Genomic DNA, 16,516 nt, shown 5'->3' on the forward strand with positions numbered 1-16,516 from the left:
CGCCCGGCCGTCTGCCGGGCACTCTCATTTTCCTGACGGGGGGAAACATGCCCAACATCTATGCCATCAGCGGCCAACAATTTATCGGCGGCGAACGCCGTGCCGGCGGAGAAGCTATGCTGGTCAGCCTGCGTGCCGATAACGGCCAGCCAACCGGCCATCGCTTCCATCAGGCCACCGCCGCTGAGGCCGCAGCCGCAGCCGAGGCCGCCGCGCAGGCCTTCACCACATATTCGCAAATCGGCGCCGAGCGCCGGGCGGCGTTTCTTGATGCCATTGCCGATCAGTTGGACGCGCTGGGGGAGGATTTCTTCGCGTTCGCCATGCAGGAAACCGCCCTGCCATTGGTTCGCCTGAGCGGTGAACGCGCCAGAACCAGCGGTCAGATGCGGTTATTCGCCACTCTGTTGCGTCGCGGCGATATGCATGGCGCACGCATAGACTGCGCCCTGCCGCGGCGAACGCCATTACCTCGCCCGGATCTGCGGCAATATCGCACCGCTATCGGCCCGGTAGCGGTGTTCGGTGCCAGCAACTTTCCGCTGGCGTTCTCCACCGCTGGCGGTGACACGGCGGCCGCGTTGGCTGCGGGTTGCCCGGTAGTGTTCAAGGCGCACGGCGGCCATATGATCACCGCAGAACTGACCGCGCAGGCGATTGAACGGGCCCGAGTGCAGCTGCAAATCCCGGCAGGGGTGTTCAACATGATTTACGGCGATCGCATCGGCGCAGAGCTGGTGCAGCACCCGGCCATTCAGGCGGTAGGCTTTACCGGTTCGCTGCGGGGTGGAAGAGCCTTGTTCGATCTGGCCATGCGCCGTCCGCAGCCTATTCCGGTGTTCGCCGAAATGTCGAGCATTAACCCGCTGATCGTGATGCCCCAGGCTCTGGCCCGGCGTGGGCAGAAAATCGCCCAGGAACTGGTTGCCTCGTTCACCCTGGGGTGCGGCCAGTTCTGCACCAAGCCAGGGTTGATTCTCGGCCTACAGGGTGCAGCATTCCGTCAGCTGATTCACGAGTTAAACACCCAGATAAATGCTGCCGCACCCCAGCCTATGCTGAATGCCGACACGCTGACGCATTACCGCAATGGATTAAAAGCGCTCGAAGAGACGCCGGGTATCCGCCATCTGGCCGGCAACCGCGAGCAGCAACCGCATCTGGCCGCACCGCAACTGTATCAGGCCGACGTCAACCTGTTGCTGAGCGGCAACCCTCTGCTTCAGGAGGAAGTCTTCGGCCCGGTGGCGATCCTGGTGGCAGTGGAAGACAACCGTCAACTGGCTGCCGTGCTGGAGAGCCTGCAAGGGCAACTGACCGCCACCCTGCTGGCAGACGAAGATGATCACGCCGATGCGGCGCTGTTGGCTCAACGGCTGGTGCACAAGGCCGGGCGAGTGCTGTTCAACGGGTATCCCACCGGGGTAGAGGTCTGTGACGCCATGGTGCACGGTGGTCCTTATCCGGCAACCAGCGATGTACGCGGCACGTCGGTAGGCACGCTGGCCATCGAACGTTTCCTGCGCCCGGTCTGCTTGCAGAATTACCCGGCGGCGTTACTGCCTCCGCCGTTGCAAGACAGCAACCCACTTGGCCTGTTACGGCTGGTTAACGGCATTTATACCCGGGATCCCATTACTTTATCTGCCAATGACTAGCCAGGCCGTATCTGCATGCCATCAAATAACAAAAGGGTAACCCTATGACAACCCAAGGCAAATTCAAGAAGCAGCTTACGCTCACCGATCTGACGTTTATCGGTCTGGGCGCTATATTTGGTTCCGGCTGGCTGTTCGCCGCCAGCCACGTCTCTTCCATTGCCGGCCCGGCGGGCATCTACTCCTGGCTTATCGGCGGCCTGGCCGTTTTACTGCTCGGTATCGTCTATTGTGAACTGGGTGCGGCACTGCCGCGCGCCGGCGGCATCATCCGTTATCCGGTATTTTCCCACGGCGAGCTGATGGGCTATCTGTTGGGATTTATCACCCTGATCGCCTTCTCCAGCCTGATATCGATTGAGATCGTCGCCGCCCGCCAATACGCCGCCGCCTGGTTTCCCTTTCTGAGTCAACCTGGCTCCGGCGACCCGACGCTATTCGGCTGGGGTGTACAGTTAGTGCTGCTGTGCTTCTTCTTCGCCCTTAACTACTACAGCGTCAAAACCTTTGCCAAATCCAATAACCTGATCAGCGTGATTAAATTCATGGTGCCGCTGTTGGTGATCGTGGTGCTGTTCAACTTCTTCAAACCCGAAAATTTGTACAGTCAGGGCTTTGCCCCCTTTGGTTCCGCCGGGGTGGAAGCAGCCATTTCGGCGGGCGGGATTATCTTCGCGTATCTCGGCCTGACGCCGATTATCTCGGTCGCCAGCGAGGTGCAAAACCCTCAACGTACGATTCCCATCGCGCTGATCCTGTCGGTGATACTGTCCACCATCATCTATGTGCTGTTGCAGGTGGCTTTCCTCGGCAGCATTCCCAGCGAGATGCTTAGCGGGGGTTGGGCCGGTATCAGCCAGCAATTCTCGCTGCCTTATCGCGATATCGCCATCACGCTGGGCATGGGTTGGCTGGCGTTCCTGGTGGTGAGCGATGCGATTATCTCGCCGAGCGGCACCGGCAATATCTATATGAATGCCACGCCACGGGTGATCTACGGTTGGGCACGCGCCGGGACCTTCTTTAAAATCTTTACCCGCGTCGACGGGGCGTCCGGCATTCCACGCCCCGCGCTGTGGCTGACCTTTGGTCTGTCGATCTTCTGGACGCTGCCCTTCCCCTCTTGGGAGAAGCTGATCGGCGTAGTATCCGCCGCGCTGGTACTGAGTTACGCCATTGCGCCCGTCACCGCCGCCGGCCTGCGGCGTAATGCGCCGGACCTGCATCGCCCGTTCTTCGTGAGGGGCTTTTGCGTGCTCGGCCCGGTGTCATTCATCATATCGGCACTCATCGTCTACTGGTCCGGCTGGAACACCGTTTCCTGGCTGCTGGGCCTGCAGATCCTGATGTTCGTGGTTTATATCCTGTTCAAAAACAAGGTGCCCACCCATGCCGTCAGCCTCCGCCAGCAGATTTGGTCCTCACTGTGGCTGATCGGCTTCTACGCGCTGATTATTGTGGCGTCTTATCTCGGTAGCTTTGGCGGTATCAACGCCATCGGTCACCCGTGGGATACCCTGACGGTGGCAGTCATTGCGCTGGTGATTTACTACTGGGGTGCCTATACCTGTTTGCCCAAGGCGAATTTCGACGGTGATGAAGAAGAGTAACCGCAAAGGAGAAATCTCATGACGCAAACCCAGACGCTATCGCTGAGCGAGGCCTATCATCTCGCGCTGCGTGCACTGCGCAGCAACGGTTTCAGCGTTGAACATGCCGATGCCGTCGCACAGAATGTGACCGCCGGCGAACGTGATGGCTGCGCCTCGCACGGCTTGTACCGGGTGCTTGGCTGCGTACGCTCGCTACTGGCCGGCAAGGTGTCCGCCGACGCCGTTCCGGTGCTTATCGACAGCGCTCCGGCGATCCTGCGGGTGAACGCCAACGACGGCTTTTCACTGCTGGCTTATCGCCGCGCACTCCCCGCTTTTGTCGACAAAGTGCGCACTAACGGCATAGCGGCGTTGGCCATTAACCACTGTGTGCATTTTTCCGCCCTGTGGGCTGATATTGAACCCTTAACCGAGCAAGGGTTGGTGGCGCTGGCATGCACGCCCAGCCATTCCTGGGTTACCCCCGCCGGGGGAACCCGCCCGTTATTCGGCACCAACCCTATCGCCTTTGGCTGGCCGCGCCCGCAGCGCCAGCCGTTTATCTTTGATATGGCCACCAGCGCCGCGGCACGTGGCGAAATCGAGCTGCAGCGCCGCGCCGGCACGCCGCTGCCGGAAGGATGGGGTATTGATGAACAGGGGCAACCCTCAACCGATCCGGCCAGCGTGTTACAGGGCGCGATGCTGACCTTTGGCGGCCATAAGGGATCTGCGCTGGCAGCGATGGTTGAACTGCTTGCCGGGCCATTGATTGGCGATATGACCAGTAAGGAATCGCTGGCCTACGATCGGCAGACCGGCTCCTCCCCTTATGGCGGCGAGCTGATTATCGCCATGGATCCCGAACGTTTTATGGGGGCCGACAACGCGGTTCACTTTGCCAGAGCGGAAGCCTTGTTCGCCGATATGTCAGGGCAAGGGGCACGTATTCCAGGGGAGCGGCGTTTTCAGAAGCGGCAATACAGCGAGCAACACGGCGTGACCTTGCCGCTGGCGCTGTATGAAGAAATTGTGGCCCTCTGCCGCTAAATGATACAGGCCCGCAAACTGAACTGCGGGCCTGATTTAACGAATTATCTGACAACCATGACCGAGATATTGGCGTGGCGCACAATCGCCGCAGCGTTAGATCCCAGCAAGTAGGTTTTCACGCTCGGGCGACGCGAACCGATGATGATCAAATCCGCTTTGATTTCCTCAGCCAATTCCAGCACCTGATCGCGCGGGGAGCCAAAGCTGATGGTGTAATCCAGACGCTCCAGTGGAATATCAATTTCCGACATGATTTTCTTGAGCTTATCGACCGCTTTTACTTCCGCCTGATTCTCAAACTCCTTGATGCCAAACGAATAGGCGGTAACGAACGCCGAGGCATCCGGCAACGCGTGGAAGAAATGCACTTTGGCTCCGGAAATTTTCGCCAGGTACTCGACATTCTTCAACGCATGCTCCGTCAGCAGATCTTCTTCAATATCTATCGGCACTAGTATGGTCTTGTACATATTACATCCCTTCTATGTAAACCTTGGTGCCTATAGGGTACTGCCGGGAGAATGGTGCGTGAACCGCTTTCTCGTGCTTTTGTGATCGCCGGTAACTCCTGGCCGGGATAATTGGTTATTTAACAAAATATAAACATAGCGAGGTTAACAGCTAGTCGATTAATTATTGCAATATCAGTTAAATGAGTTGCAAATACACCGCTTTCGCCGTGGCGGCAGTTTTATTGGCAACCGACAATTTTTTAATCGAATTACCGATGTGAAAATTCACCGTTCTTTCACTCAACCCCATAAGCATGGCAATTTCCTCTGAGGTTTTGCCTTCGCTGCACCAGCGTAAAATATCCTTTTCACGCAACGTCAACACGTCTTTGATCGCCTCGTCGTTCACCGATATTAATGCTTCGCGCAACGTTTTATGAGCAATCTGAGCCAACCACAGGAAAAAGGTTTCGTTACGCGCACCGGCCTCCGGCGACTGCTCAGGGATTTTTTTGCCGGCAAAGGTGAGAATGCCCAACCGACCGTAGCAGTCCTTGATTGACTGTGACCAACCTTCACGGATACCGAACTGTGCCATACGCCACCACAGTTCCGGTTTATCTTGATAGAACTCTTCGTCCCAATGAAACTGCAGCGTGGAATGATGGGCCTGATCGATAACCGGGTCCTGCAAATACACCCGCAGCTTGCGGTAGTCCTCCAGGTATTCTGCAGGATAATTTCCCTCTATCAGCATTTTTGGCCGGCTGGCCGGGTAGCAGGAAAACACAATGTAGGAATAGTACTCAAAGCCCAGTGCCTGGGCGCAGGGTTCCAGACGACGTAAAAAAAGCTCACGGTCGTGCACACTGTCGAGTAAAGCGTCCATAAAAGGCTGAATGCGGTTATCCATAAAACACGTTCTCCAGAAAGCTGGGCCGGCAATCGATAAGTAACATTAACTATAGTGTGGCTCCCTGGCTACAACAGCCGTTTCATAGTATAAAAAATACAATGGCTATAACAAAAAAAGCTATCATCACCTCTATAGCTAATAAATAACGCGTTAAAACCTACCCCCTGATGAAAATTACGCGAATACCATAACCGCCTATTATTGTAAACCTGTCACTTTTACCGTTAGACAGTCATCTCGCCACCCATTACCTTCGCCATAGGCACCCAGTGTCGCTCCAAATCCAAATAAATTATAAGCATTTGCGAATTTGGCAATGCAGAAAAATACTCACGGGGATTTTCTATGGCAGAGAATAATTCGGCAATCCGTTCAGCCGCCGTTATTGGTGCGGGGACCATGGGCAGAGGCATCGCCTATCTCCTGGCGCTGAACGGCATACGAACCGTACTTTATAATCGCAATGGTAATAATCTCAATCAGGCCCGTGACTATATTGTCAGCGACCTGGACAGAAAAATAGATAACGGAAAAATAACCCTGCAGAAAAAAGGCCAGATATTAGCCAATATTATTTTCTCGGCCGTCTTTGACGCCATAACCGACAGCGATCTGGTGATTGAAACCATTGCGGAAGATGAGCAAACCAAGCATGAAATCCTGGCAGCCATTGCGGCGACGGTAAAACCGGAGGCGATCATTGCGACCAATACTTCCTCGCTGTCGCTGAACAAACTGGCGGCGGGGGTGGAAAACAACCCGCGCTTTATCGGCCTGCATTTTTTCAATCCGGCTCCGCTAATGAAGTTGATCGAAATTATTCCCTCTTATTTCACCTCTCGCTCCACCAGTCTACGCTGCCAGCAGTTGGTAACAGCGTTGGGTAAACAGTTTGTGGTCTGCAAAGCCACGCCGGGCTTTATTGTTAACCGCATGGCGCGGCCTTTCTATCTGGAAGGGTTCCGGCTGCTGGAGGAAAACGTGGCGCTGGCGCCACAGATCGACCGCGCCCTCAAGGCAGGCGGGCATTTTCGCATGGGGCCTTTAGAACTGACTGATTTTATCGGCCAGGATATCAACTATCAGGTCAGCAAACAGATTTGGCAGGATATGCAGTTCGATCCCCGCTATACCCCCGGCCATTTGCAACGCTCGCTGGTGGATGCCGGGCTGCTGGGGAGGAAAAACGGGCGTTCTTTTTTTGCTTCCCAACCTGCTACACCGCCCAACCCGACCACTGAGGGCGACACGCCAACTTCACTGCATTTTTATGGTGAACACGCTTTATTCGATCACCTGCAACAGCGCGCTTTGGCCACCTGGCCTGCGCTGCGCGTTCAGCGGTTGCCGGAACGGCCGGAACTGGGGCGTTTTATCCTGGTGAATAACAGGCTGGCGATCAAAATCACCGATGGCAGAACAGCGAACCTGCTCGCCGGCTTAACCGCTCTCGACACCTTCGTGATTGACGCCGCGCTGAACTACGCCGACACCGCCTATCTGGTGGCCGCCCACAATCAACATGCCACAGAGACGAATAAAGCGCTGTTTCTGACGCTGCTGCAAACCCTCATCGCTCAGGTGGAGTTTATTAAAGATTCCCCTGCCCTGATCGTTGCCCGCGTACTGAGCAGCCTGATCAATGAATCGGTGATCATGGTGGAGAGCGGCGTTTGCAGCCGGGCAGATATCGATATCGCCGCCGTGGCCGGCGTGAACTATGCCGACGGCATTTTTGCCTGGTTGGCGCAGCTCGGGCAGAAAAACGTGAAATCGACGCTGGATAACATGGCGCAATTGCTGCACTCCACGCGCTATTACCCGCATTACTCATTGCTGAACGCGGCCCGGCCTGAGCTGGCTGTAGCGCCCTAAGGAAAAATGATGACGATTAAAGACGATGGGGTCTATCTGATCGACGGCACGCGCACGGCTATCGGCGCTTACGGCGGCAGTCTGGCGCTGACGCGTCCGGATGATATGGCGGCGGCCATTATTCGGGTACTGCTGCAACGGCACCCTGATGCGGAGCCGGATATCGATGAAGTGATCCTGGGTTGCGCCAATCAAGCCGGTGAGGACAACCGCAACGTCGCCCGCATGGCGGCGCTGTTGTCTGGCCTGGATCAGAGCGTACCGGCCATAACCTTGAACCGGCTATGCGCATCCGGGCTGGATGCTGTGATCTACGCCAGCGCAAAAATAAAAAGCGGCCTCAGCGAACTGGTGCTGGCCGGTGGGGTGGAAAGCATGAGCCGGGCGCCCTATGTGATGGGCAAAAGCGAAACGCCTTTCGACAAGGGCGTCAAGCTGTACGACACCACCTTGGGCTGGCGTTTTGTCAATCCGCAGTTGGCGGAGCGCTATGGTTGCGATCCTCTGGGCATTACGGCGGAGAACGTGGCTCAGCAACACCAAATATCCCGTGAAGATCAGGATATTTTTGCCCTGAACTCACAGCAAAAAGCCTGGCGCGCCATTGAAAATGGCCGACTGGCCAGGGAAATCACACCACTCGAGGTGCAGGTGGATCGTAAAACCCGCAAGACCTTCGAACAGGATGAATTTCCACGCCAGACCACGTTGCAAAAGCTCCACGCGCTGAAACCGGCCTTTATTACCGACGGATCGGTCACCGCCGGCAACGCGTCCGGCATCAACGACGGAGCGGCCGTACTGCTGCTGGCTTCCGGCCGCTATGTGAAACGCAAATCACTGCAACCGCTGGCGGAGATTGGCGACAGCGCCAGTGCGGGCGTTGCCCCGTCGGTGATGGGTATCGGGCCGATCGCCGCCACCGACCGGTTGCTGGCGCGAACCGGCTTTACCCTGAACGATTTTGACGTGATTGAAATTAATGAGGCGTTTGCCGCACAGGTGTTGGCCGCGCTGAAAAACTGGCGTATCGATTTCAACGATACACGGGTCAACCCAAACGGCGGCGCCATCGCCCTCGGTCATCCGCTCGGGATGTCAGGCGCGCGACTGGTGCTTTCCGCCGCGCTGGAACTCAACGCCCGGCAGGTAAACAACGCGCTGGTGACGATGTGTGTCGGTGTCGGCCAAGGCGTTTCATTGGTTATTAAAGCCCTTTAATGCAAGGAATTCCGTATGAGCGTATTAAACATTCTTGAAGAAAAACTGGCCGAAACCAAAAAACAAGGACGGTTCCGCGAGTTCCTCAACCTCGAACGCAGTGTGGTGGATAAACCCTGGGCCACCAGCCACGGGCAGGACGGAGAGCGCCGCCTGAACGTCTGGTGCTCGAACGATTATCTGGCGATGAGCCATCACCCCAAAGTCATCCTGGCTACCACCGAGGCGGTGAATCGCGTCGGCCTCGGCACCTGCGGCGCCCGCAGCATTTCCGGCACCTCGGTCTACCACAGCGAACTGGAAACGCTGCTGGCCAGCGCCTACGGCAAAGAGTCCGCGTTGCTGTTCACAACCGGCTTCGGGGCCAATGACGCCACGTTGTCCACCCTTTGCGACGCCATTCCCAATCTGATCGTATTTTCCGATGAGCTTAACCACGCCTCGATGATCTACGGTATTCGCTACAGTAAGGCGGAGAAAAAAATCTTCCGCCACAATGATGTGGCGCACCTTGAAGAGCTCCTGCTGGCGGCCGATCCCGACCGCCCCAAATTGATCGCCTTCGAGTCGCTCTATTCGATGGACGGCGACTTCGCACCGCTGGCGCAGATTGTGGAACTGGCGGAGAAATATCAAGCACTGACCTACCTGGACGAGATCCACTCCGCAGGCGTTTACGGCCATCGCGGCCTGGGTTATGCCGAGCAACTGGGCCTGTTGGATAAGATCACTATTATCCAGGGCGGCTTCGGCAAATCTTACGGTGCCGCCGGGGGCTATATCGCCGCACCACGCGTGGTGGTTGAGGCGGTACGCAGTTGGTCGCCGGCGTTTGTCTTCAGTACGTCGTCCCCTGCGCCGGTGGTGGCTGCCGCGTTGGCCAGCTTTAAATACAATCTTGAGCATGACAATCAACGCAAACACCTGCTGGCGATTATCGATCATCTTAAGTCCGGCCTGCGCGCCGCCGGTATCCCGCTGGTTTCGGAAGACAGCCACATTCTGCCGGTGCTGGTCGGCGATCCGCACCGGAACAAACACATCAGCAAGGTGCTGCTCGACGAGTACGATATTTATGTGCAGCCGGTAAATGCCCCGACGGTACCGGCAGGCAGCGAGCGTTTGCGCGTCACGCCGACCTCTGCCCATACTCATGAGGATGTGGACTATTTCCTGGCGGCATTGAGCAAAGTCTGGGCCGCCAATGAATTACGGAGAGCAGGATGAAGTTGACGGATTATAACGGCCATTTTCTCACGCTTTGTCTGATGGCGACCGGCACCTTTGCCATTGGCACCGATGCGTTTATCGTCGCCGGCGTGCTTAGCGAGATTTCCGACACCTTTACTGTCAGCCCCGCTCAGGCGGGGCAGTTAATCTCGGTGTTTGCCCTCGCCTATATGCTGTTTGCCCCGCTGACCGCCTGGCTGTTTGGTAACCTCAACCGCAAGCATATTTTACAGATCGCCCTGGTATTATTTATCGCCGGTAATCTGGCCTGCGCATTTGCCGACAGTTTTTTGCAAATCTCTGCCGGTCGCGTGCTGGCGGCGCTGGGGGCCGCAGCCTACACGCCACAAGCCGCCGCCGCCGCGGTCGGGCTGGTGTCGGAAAAGCGGCGCGGGCTGGCCATCTCGATAGTTTACGGCGGTATGACGCTGGCCATCGCCCTTGGCATTCCCTTTGGCACCTTCCTGGCCAGGTTGATCGGTTGGCGGGAGATTTTCCTGCTGATTGCCCTGCTGGGCGCCGTTTCGCTGCTGGGGCTTTCGCTGGCGCTGCGCGCCATTGCCGCACCGGGTAAACACACGCTGAAGGAGCGGCTCGCCCCACTGCGGCAAAAAGCGGTGCTGACCACATTGCTGATCACTTTCTTTGCCGTCTGTTCCGAGCATATTGTGTACAGCTATGTCAGCGTACTGCTGAAACATACCCAGTTGGGCGCGGAGGCTATTTTACCGATCGCACTGCTGGTATTCGGTGTTGGGGCCGTTATCGGCAATTTCGTTTCCGGCGTGTTGACCGATACCCTCGGCAGCAAGTTTGTGCTGCTGTTTTCGGTGACTATTCAGACGGTTTCGTTGTTTCTGCTCACCTTTTACGTTACCTCCCCCTGGTGGGTGCTGACGATCTTTCTGGTGTGGGGCATTACCGGCTGGATGTATCTGGTGCCGATCCAACACCACTTGTTGTCGCTATCGAAACGCTTTGGCGCACTGACCGTCTCACTGAACAGCTCCGTACTCTATGCAGGCATCGCTGCCGGCGGCATGCTCGGCGGCCTGACGCTGTATACGCTGCCAGCCTATTATCTGCCGCTGTTTTCGCTGCCGCTGGGGGCCATCGCCCTGCTGCTGACGCTGTTCTTCTTCCAGGGAGAGAAAGCCCATGAATGACACTCTGCCTCCGGTGCTCTACGAGCGCCACGATGACGGCGTTGCCGTTATTACCCTGAATCGACCGGAGAAAAAGAACGCCATCAATCTGGACATGGCGCGCCTGATTCAAACTTATCTGCAACGGGCCGAGCAGGATGACGCGATTCGGGCGATTGTGCTGACCGGTCATCCGGAGGTGTTTTCCGCCGGGATGGACGTGAAGGCGTTCCGCCTGGGGGAGTTGCCAGTGGTCGAGCCTGAGGGATTTGGCGGCATCGTGCATGCCCAACTCGCCAAGATCCTCATAGCCGCCGTCGATGGCATTGCCTACGGCGGCGGTTTCGAGATTGCATTGGCCTGCGACCTGATCGTCGCCAACCGCAACGCACGATTCAGTTTCCCGGAAACCGGGCTGGGGTTGATTGCGGCGCAAGGCGGTTGTTCGCGGCTACCGGCGCGGATCTCTCCTTATATCGCCCTCGACTGGTTGTTGACCGGCCGAACAATAAGCGCGGAGGAGGCCTGGCAGCACGGCGCTATATCTCGTATCAGCGAAGGTTCGGCACAGGATGAAGCGCTGGGCATCGCCCGGCAAATCGCGCAAAAAAATCCGCTCGCCAGCCGGGCTGTGAAGGCCATCGTCCGTTATGGATTAACGAGGTATGAGACGCCGACGTTTGGCTACCAGCAGAGCTGGGTTGAACAGGTGCGGCAAGCGGCAGCCCTCTCCTTTTGAGAATATTCTTAGAGAATGGTAATCATTCGCAGTCTAACGTTTAAGCACTACAAGACCGTGTTTGAGAAGCCATTGACCCCGCTCTGCGGGGATTTTTTTGCCCTTTTAATCCTTCGTGGAAGAAAAAGGCTTCATAAACAGAAAGGTACAGGGTTTGCTTTGGTGCTGGTTGATCAAGGGTACCAGCCGCGTGAAATGTTCGGTTTGGCAATGTACGTCCAATGCAGCCCGATCGGGCCACTCCTCGACAAAAATAAAATGCCCAGGGTCTTGGTGATCGATAAACAGTTCATAGGAGAGGCAAAGCGGCTCCTGCCGGGTTTTCTCCACCAGTTCCCGATACAGCGGCATCACCGTTTCAACACAATCGATCTTGATAAAATCCTCAGCAATCACCTTTAGCATCGCGCTTTTTTCCTTTTAGCGTATCTATCATGTGAGCCCACTCTACCCTGAATCCTTATCCTTATGCACCCGAACGGCACCGCATCAGCACCGTGGATAACGCAAGTTACCGAGTAAAACGTCGCTCCTTGCCCAATATTTAACCTTTATTGAAGCGGGCAATGGGACACTGGTTCTCAGACATATTTTATGAGGATTTTTCATGGCGGAATGGACACTTATTATCGCCAAATACAGCCCGGAACCCGGCTTTCTGCTGCTGTTCATCTTTCTGTTTTCGTTCGGCAAGTCGGTTATTTTTATTTCTTCGCTGCTGCCGCCGGCATCGATTACGCTGATGCTGGGCGTTGTCGCCGGCAAACCGGTGCTGGCCGACGGTTACGTCTGGGGGGCGATTGCTCTGGGTGCGATGCTCGGTTCCGTTTTATCTTTCCATTGCGGTGCATTGCTCCAGGGCCGTGAACACGGGAAGTGGTTGCCGGCCAGGTACCGCAGCGCGTTGCACAAGGCTAAGTCAGCCTTGCAGCAAAAAGGCGTGGCACTGTTGTTTATCTCGCGTTTTTTGGCCGTGATGCGCTACACCGTGCCTTTGGTCGCCGGCATGATTTCGCTGCCGCGCAAACAGGTTTACTGTGCCTGCGCACTCTCCGCCGGGATTTGGGCGGTGGCGTTGATGTCTGTTGGCAAACTACTGTAAAACAGCGAGCACCTTTCTACCACGCCCCAAAAGACCGCTGCGATAAGCTCTAAGAGGGTGAATGATGGGGTATAATAATGTTTATCTTCAGATGGGATACGAGCTTCAGATGAAGCTGCTCAGCACTTAAGGGAATAAAATGCCTCTCCTGCGAAACGCCACCACCGCCCTCCTGGCTGCGCTCAGCTTAACCGCATGCCACAGCAATTCCCCTGAGCCAAAACGCACCGGCGTCGCAATAACGGATTATTACCACGATGTGACCAACGCAATACTTACGGAAACGATCATAAAGGACAGCTATTACGGGCAAGAATGCAGTATGTCCATATCCCTGAACCGCCAGGGTAAGGTCACCGACATCAATAATGTTAAGGGTTTTACGCCGCTGTGCGAAGCGGGCATGACTGCCGTCTTCTCAGCAGAGATCCCGGCACCGCCGGATGAAAAAACCTATGCAACCTTCAAAAAACTCGTGATCGTCTTTCAGCCGCAGCGAACCTAGGGTTCGGCAAAGCAAATCCCCTCAGACAAGGAGCCACAGCTACGCAGAGGTAGCAACCTCCGTTTTCAAAACCTGAACACACCGCCTATAGGGTGGATTCTGGCAAGACTTTCATTATCAATTTTGCTGGATTGTGGGGGATTTGGGGTCGATAGAAGGGTACGAAATCAGGCTTATCTTGCGTCAGATCACCTTTCTGAACATACATGGCAAATCCGCGCGATTTTTACGTATCGCGACACAAATATGACACGACAGAGAGAACAAGGAATCAAGAATGTGTTGTAACCACATGATTTGTTGGTGGGTCGTACAGGGTTCGAACCTGTGACCAATTGATTAAGAGTCAACTGCTCTACCAACTGAGCTAACGACCCAACGGGTTAAATTATTCGCCTCTCCGCTATCAATGTCAAACGCTTACATCCATTACTTTTTCTCATGCGATATTTTCAACCCTCTGTTTTATCAACAAGATAAGGCTGCTTAGGGCTATTAATCTGCTACCACGAGGAGTAATCTTCCGCCCCCAAGACGTCCGATTTGCCTCCTCGGTGTAAAGAATAATCGACTTTTATCCCTCGCATAAATGTTGTAAACATGTTGCACAAAGGTGGCGTTATTGCACTACCTTACTAAAGCCGGGCTAACCGGATAATCGTATAAAAAAGAGCCACTTCAGAGCTCGCTATTTCACCCATGACAGGTAAAACAGGACATCATCAGATGGTAGATCACTCCAAAATAGCCACAGACGCGACGCCTGCGTCAGAAGATCATCTACGGCGAAACCTAACTAACCGACATATTCAACTGATCGCCATCGGCGGCGCCATCGGCACGGGTTTGTTTATGGGGTCCGGCAAAACCATCAGCCTGGCCGGTCCTTCCATCATCTTCGTGTACATGATCATCGGCTTTATGCTGTTTTTCGTGATGCGCGCCATGGGCGAGCTGCTGCTCTCCAACCTGGAATATAAATCCTTCAGCGATTTCGCCGCCGATCTGCTCGGCCCCTGGGCCGGTTTCTTTACCGGCTGGACCTACTGGTTCTGTTGGGTTGTCACCGGCATCGCCGACGTGGTGGCGATCACCGCCTACGCCCAGTTCTGGTTCCCCGGGCTGTCGCAGTGGATCGCCTCGCTGCTGTGCGTGTTACTGCTGCTGGGCCTGAACCTGGCGACGGTGAAGATGTTTGGCGAGATGGAATTCTGGTTTGCGATGATTAAAATCGTCGCCATTGTCGGGTTGATCGTCGCCGGGCTGGTGATGATCGCCATGCAGTTCCAGTCCCCTACCGGCACCGTAGCGTCGTTCTCACACCTGTGGAATGACGGCGGCATGTTCCCGAAAGGCATCAGCGGCTTCTTCGCCGGCTTCCAGATCGCGGTGTTCGCCTTTGTCGGCATCGAACTGGTAGGCACCACCGCGGCTGAAACCAAAGATCCGGAAAAAGTGCTGCCGCGCGCCATCAACTCCATTCCGATCCGCATCATCATGTTCTACGTGTTTGCGCTGATCGTGATTATGTCGGTCACGCCGTGGAACTCGGTAGTTGCCGATAAAAGCCCGTTCGTTGAGCTGTTCGTGCTGATTGGCCTGCCGGCTGCCGCCAGCGTGATCAATTTTGTGGTGCTGACCTCCGCCGCCTCTTCCGCCAACAGTGGGGTGTTCTCCACCAGCCGCATGCTGTTCGGCCTGGCGCAGGAAGGCGATGCGCCGAAGTCGTTCGCCAATCTGTCCAAGCGCGCGGTGCCGGCTAACGGCCTGACCTTCTCCTGTATCTGCCTGCTGGGCGGCGTGGTGCTGATTTACCTGATCCCGAACGTAATGACGGTGTTTACGCTGGTGACCACCGTCTCTGCCATTCTGTTTATGTTTGTCTGGACCATTATCCTGTGTTCGTACCTGGTTTACCGTAAACAGCGCCCGGCGCTGCACCAGAAATCGATCTACAAGATGCCGGCCGGCAAGCTGATGTGCTGGGTGTGCATGGCGTTCTTCGTGTTTGTGCTGGTGCTGCTGTCGCTGCGCGATGACACCCGCCAGGCGCTGATCGTCACGCCGCTGTGGTTTGTGGTGCTCGGTTTGTCTTACGTGTTCCTGCGCAAGAAAAAAACCGCCTAAAAGCAACAGGGGGATAATCGCTTATCCCCCTGCATTCCCCCTCTTTAGATGATTAACGCGGGCGTATCCCGTCGATAATTACCCGCTGCACGTTGTCCACCGTCTGCTGAAAGAACGCCTCATCGTCCAACGTCTTGCCGGTCACCGCTTCTACCTGCACCCAAAAATCCGCATAGTGCTGAGTGGTGGCCCACAGCATAAAGATCAGGTGATGCGGCTCCACCGCCGCGATATGGCCTTCGGCGATCCAGCGCTCGATCATCGCGGATTTCTCGTCCACCAACGCCTTCAGCCCGCCCTGCAACTCCAGTTTCAGTAACGGAGCGCCCTGGATCATCTCCAGACAAAACAGCCGCGAAGCCTGCGGGTGATGGCGGGACACGTCCAATTTAAGACGGATATATTCGCGAATGGCCTGCAAGGGTTCCTGATCGGCACGCAACGCTTTTAGCGGCGCCAGCCACACGTCTAGGATGCCTTTCAGCACCGCAACGTACAGCTCTTCTTTCGAAGGGAAGTAATAAAGCAAATTGGTTTTGGACACGTCAGCGCGCTCTGCCACCTGATCCAGACTGGTGCCGTGAATACCGTACAGCGAGAAAAACTCCAGTGCCGCATCCATGATAGTGCTGCGTTTTGCGGCCACCGCGCGCGAGCGGCGCGTAGGCGGTTTAACGGGTTGTTGCTTCACTGCAGCTCCTTGGCGTCACCTGATTCGGTCATCAGCATAACAAAGCCACTGAGTGAAACCCACGCATTTACCTACTCCTTTCGGGGGATTTTTTGCACCTTTTACGGGCAACTGCGCCTGATTTTTGTGCACATATTTTTTACCAAATGGTCTATTTTGGACCATTCGCTCAACAACCCGATTACACATCGAATCCAATCAATTGATAAA

General features: G+C 55.8%; 15 protein-coding genes and 1 tRNA gene. 11 read left to right on the forward strand and 5 right to left on the reverse strand.

The window, feature by feature from the left end; genetic code table 11:
* Positions 1–47 precede the first annotated feature (47 nt).
* Genes ACUTSW_RS06930 through ACUTSW_RS06940 form a run of 3 tightly spaced genes read left to right on the forward strand, consistent with a single transcriptional unit; the run spans position 48 to position 4,300 of the window.
* A complete protein-coding gene (locus ACUTSW_RS06930; RefSeq protein WP_445584014.1) occupies positions 48–1,658 on the forward strand; it encodes an aldehyde dehydrogenase (NADP(+)) in 1,611 nt (536 codons plus the stop codon).
* A gap of 44 nt (positions 1,659–1,702) precedes the next feature.
* Positions 1,703–3,268, forward strand: a complete 1,566-nt coding sequence (locus ACUTSW_RS06935; protein WP_004942912.1) for an APC family permease — start codon at positions 1,703–1,705, stop codon at positions 3,266–3,268.
* Positions 3,269–3,286: 18 nt separating this feature from the next.
* Positions 3,287–4,300: an Ldh family oxidoreductase gene (locus tag ACUTSW_RS06940; protein ID WP_445584015.1), complete on the forward strand. Its 1,014-nt coding sequence runs from the start codon at positions 3,287–3,289 to the stop codon at positions 4,298–4,300.
* Between the two features lie 44 nt (positions 4,301–4,344).
* Here the strand turns inward: ACUTSW_RS06940 and ACUTSW_RS06945 are convergent, their stop codons facing one another.
* Positions 4,345–4,773: a universal stress protein gene (locus ACUTSW_RS06945; protein WP_004942906.1), complete on the reverse strand. Its 429-nt coding sequence runs from the start codon at positions 4,771–4,773 to the stop codon at positions 4,345–4,347.
* 178 nt (positions 4,774–4,951) lie between these two features.
* Entirely contained in the window at positions 4,952–5,668 is a 717-nt protein-coding gene (locus tag ACUTSW_RS06950; protein WP_445584016.1) for an autoinducer binding domain-containing protein, read from the reverse strand.
* 348 nt (positions 5,669–6,016) lie between these two features.
* Here ACUTSW_RS06950 and ACUTSW_RS06955 point away from each other — a divergent pair, with 348 nt between their 5' ends.
* The 5 genes from ACUTSW_RS06955 to ACUTSW_RS06975 are packed head-to-tail and all read left to right on the forward strand — an operon-like array spanning position 6,017 to position 11,881.
* Positions 6,017–7,546, forward strand: a complete 1,530-nt coding sequence (locus tag ACUTSW_RS06955; protein WP_445584017.1) for a 3-hydroxyacyl-CoA dehydrogenase NAD-binding domain-containing protein — start codon at positions 6,017–6,019, stop codon at positions 7,544–7,546.
* Positions 7,547–7,555: 9 nt separating this feature from the next.
* A complete protein-coding gene (locus ACUTSW_RS06960; RefSeq protein WP_445584453.1) occupies positions 7,556–8,767 on the forward strand; it encodes an acetyl-CoA C-acyltransferase in 1,212 nt (403 codons plus the stop codon).
* Positions 8,768–8,782: 15 nt separating this feature from the next.
* Positions 8,783–9,994 (forward strand): 5-aminolevulinate synthase, encoded by a 1,212-nt coding sequence (gene hemA, locus ACUTSW_RS06965; protein WP_445584018.1) that lies wholly within the window; start codon positions 8,783–8,785, stop codon positions 9,992–9,994.
* Complete coding sequence (locus ACUTSW_RS06970) at positions 9,991–11,163, forward strand: MFS transporter (protein WP_445584019.1); 1,173 nt, start codon at positions 9,991–9,993, stop codon at positions 11,161–11,163. Before hemA ends, ACUTSW_RS06970 begins: the two co-directional genes overlap by 4 nt.
* Positions 11,156–11,881: an enoyl-CoA hydratase-related protein gene (locus tag ACUTSW_RS06975; protein WP_445584020.1), complete on the forward strand. Its 726-nt coding sequence runs from the start codon at positions 11,156–11,158 to the stop codon at positions 11,879–11,881. Before ACUTSW_RS06970 ends, ACUTSW_RS06975 begins: the two co-directional genes overlap by 8 nt.
* A gap of 105 nt (positions 11,882–11,986) precedes the next feature.
* Here ACUTSW_RS06975 and ACUTSW_RS06980 read toward each other — a convergent pair whose 3' ends face one another.
* Positions 11,987–12,286: a putative quinol monooxygenase gene (locus ACUTSW_RS06980; RefSeq protein ID WP_062870426.1), complete on the reverse strand. Its 300-nt coding sequence runs from the start codon at positions 12,284–12,286 to the stop codon at positions 11,987–11,989.
* Between the two features lie 202 nt (positions 12,287–12,488).
* On the opposite strand from ACUTSW_RS06980, the gene ACUTSW_RS06985 reads away from it, so the two are divergent.
* Both ACUTSW_RS06985 and ACUTSW_RS06990 read left to right on the forward strand, forming a co-directional pair.
* Complete coding sequence (locus ACUTSW_RS06985) at positions 12,489–12,983, forward strand: DedA family protein (protein WP_062870425.1); 495 nt, start codon at positions 12,489–12,491, stop codon at positions 12,981–12,983.
* A gap of 139 nt (positions 12,984–13,122) precedes the next feature.
* On the forward strand, positions 13,123–13,488 hold the full coding sequence (locus ACUTSW_RS06990) for a cell envelope integrity TolA C-terminal domain-containing protein (RefSeq protein WP_063199295.1): 366 nt from the start codon (positions 13,123–13,125) through the stop codon (positions 13,486–13,488).
* 301 nt (positions 13,489–13,789) lie between these two features.
* Here the strand turns inward: ACUTSW_RS06990 and ACUTSW_RS06995 are convergent.
* Positions 13,790–13,865: transfer RNA gene (locus ACUTSW_RS06995), tRNA-Lys, on the reverse strand.
* Between the two features lie 349 nt (positions 13,866–14,214).
* Here ACUTSW_RS06995 and cycA point away from each other — a divergent pair.
* Positions 14,215–15,615, forward strand: coding sequence for a D-serine/D-alanine/glycine transporter (cycA, locus tag ACUTSW_RS07000; RefSeq protein ID WP_006324602.1), 1,401 nt, complete (start codon positions 14,215–14,217; stop codon positions 15,613–15,615).
* Positions 15,616–15,667: 52 nt separating this feature from the next.
* Here cycA and rutR read toward each other — a convergent pair whose 3' ends face one another.
* Positions 15,668–16,306, reverse strand: a complete 639-nt coding sequence (rutR, locus tag ACUTSW_RS07005; protein ID WP_004942877.1) for an HTH-type transcriptional regulator RutR — start codon at positions 16,304–16,306, stop codon at positions 15,668–15,670.
* Positions 16,307–16,516 lie beyond the last annotated feature (210 nt).

It is taken from the genome of Serratia sp. TSA_198.1, from assembly GCF_052686505.1.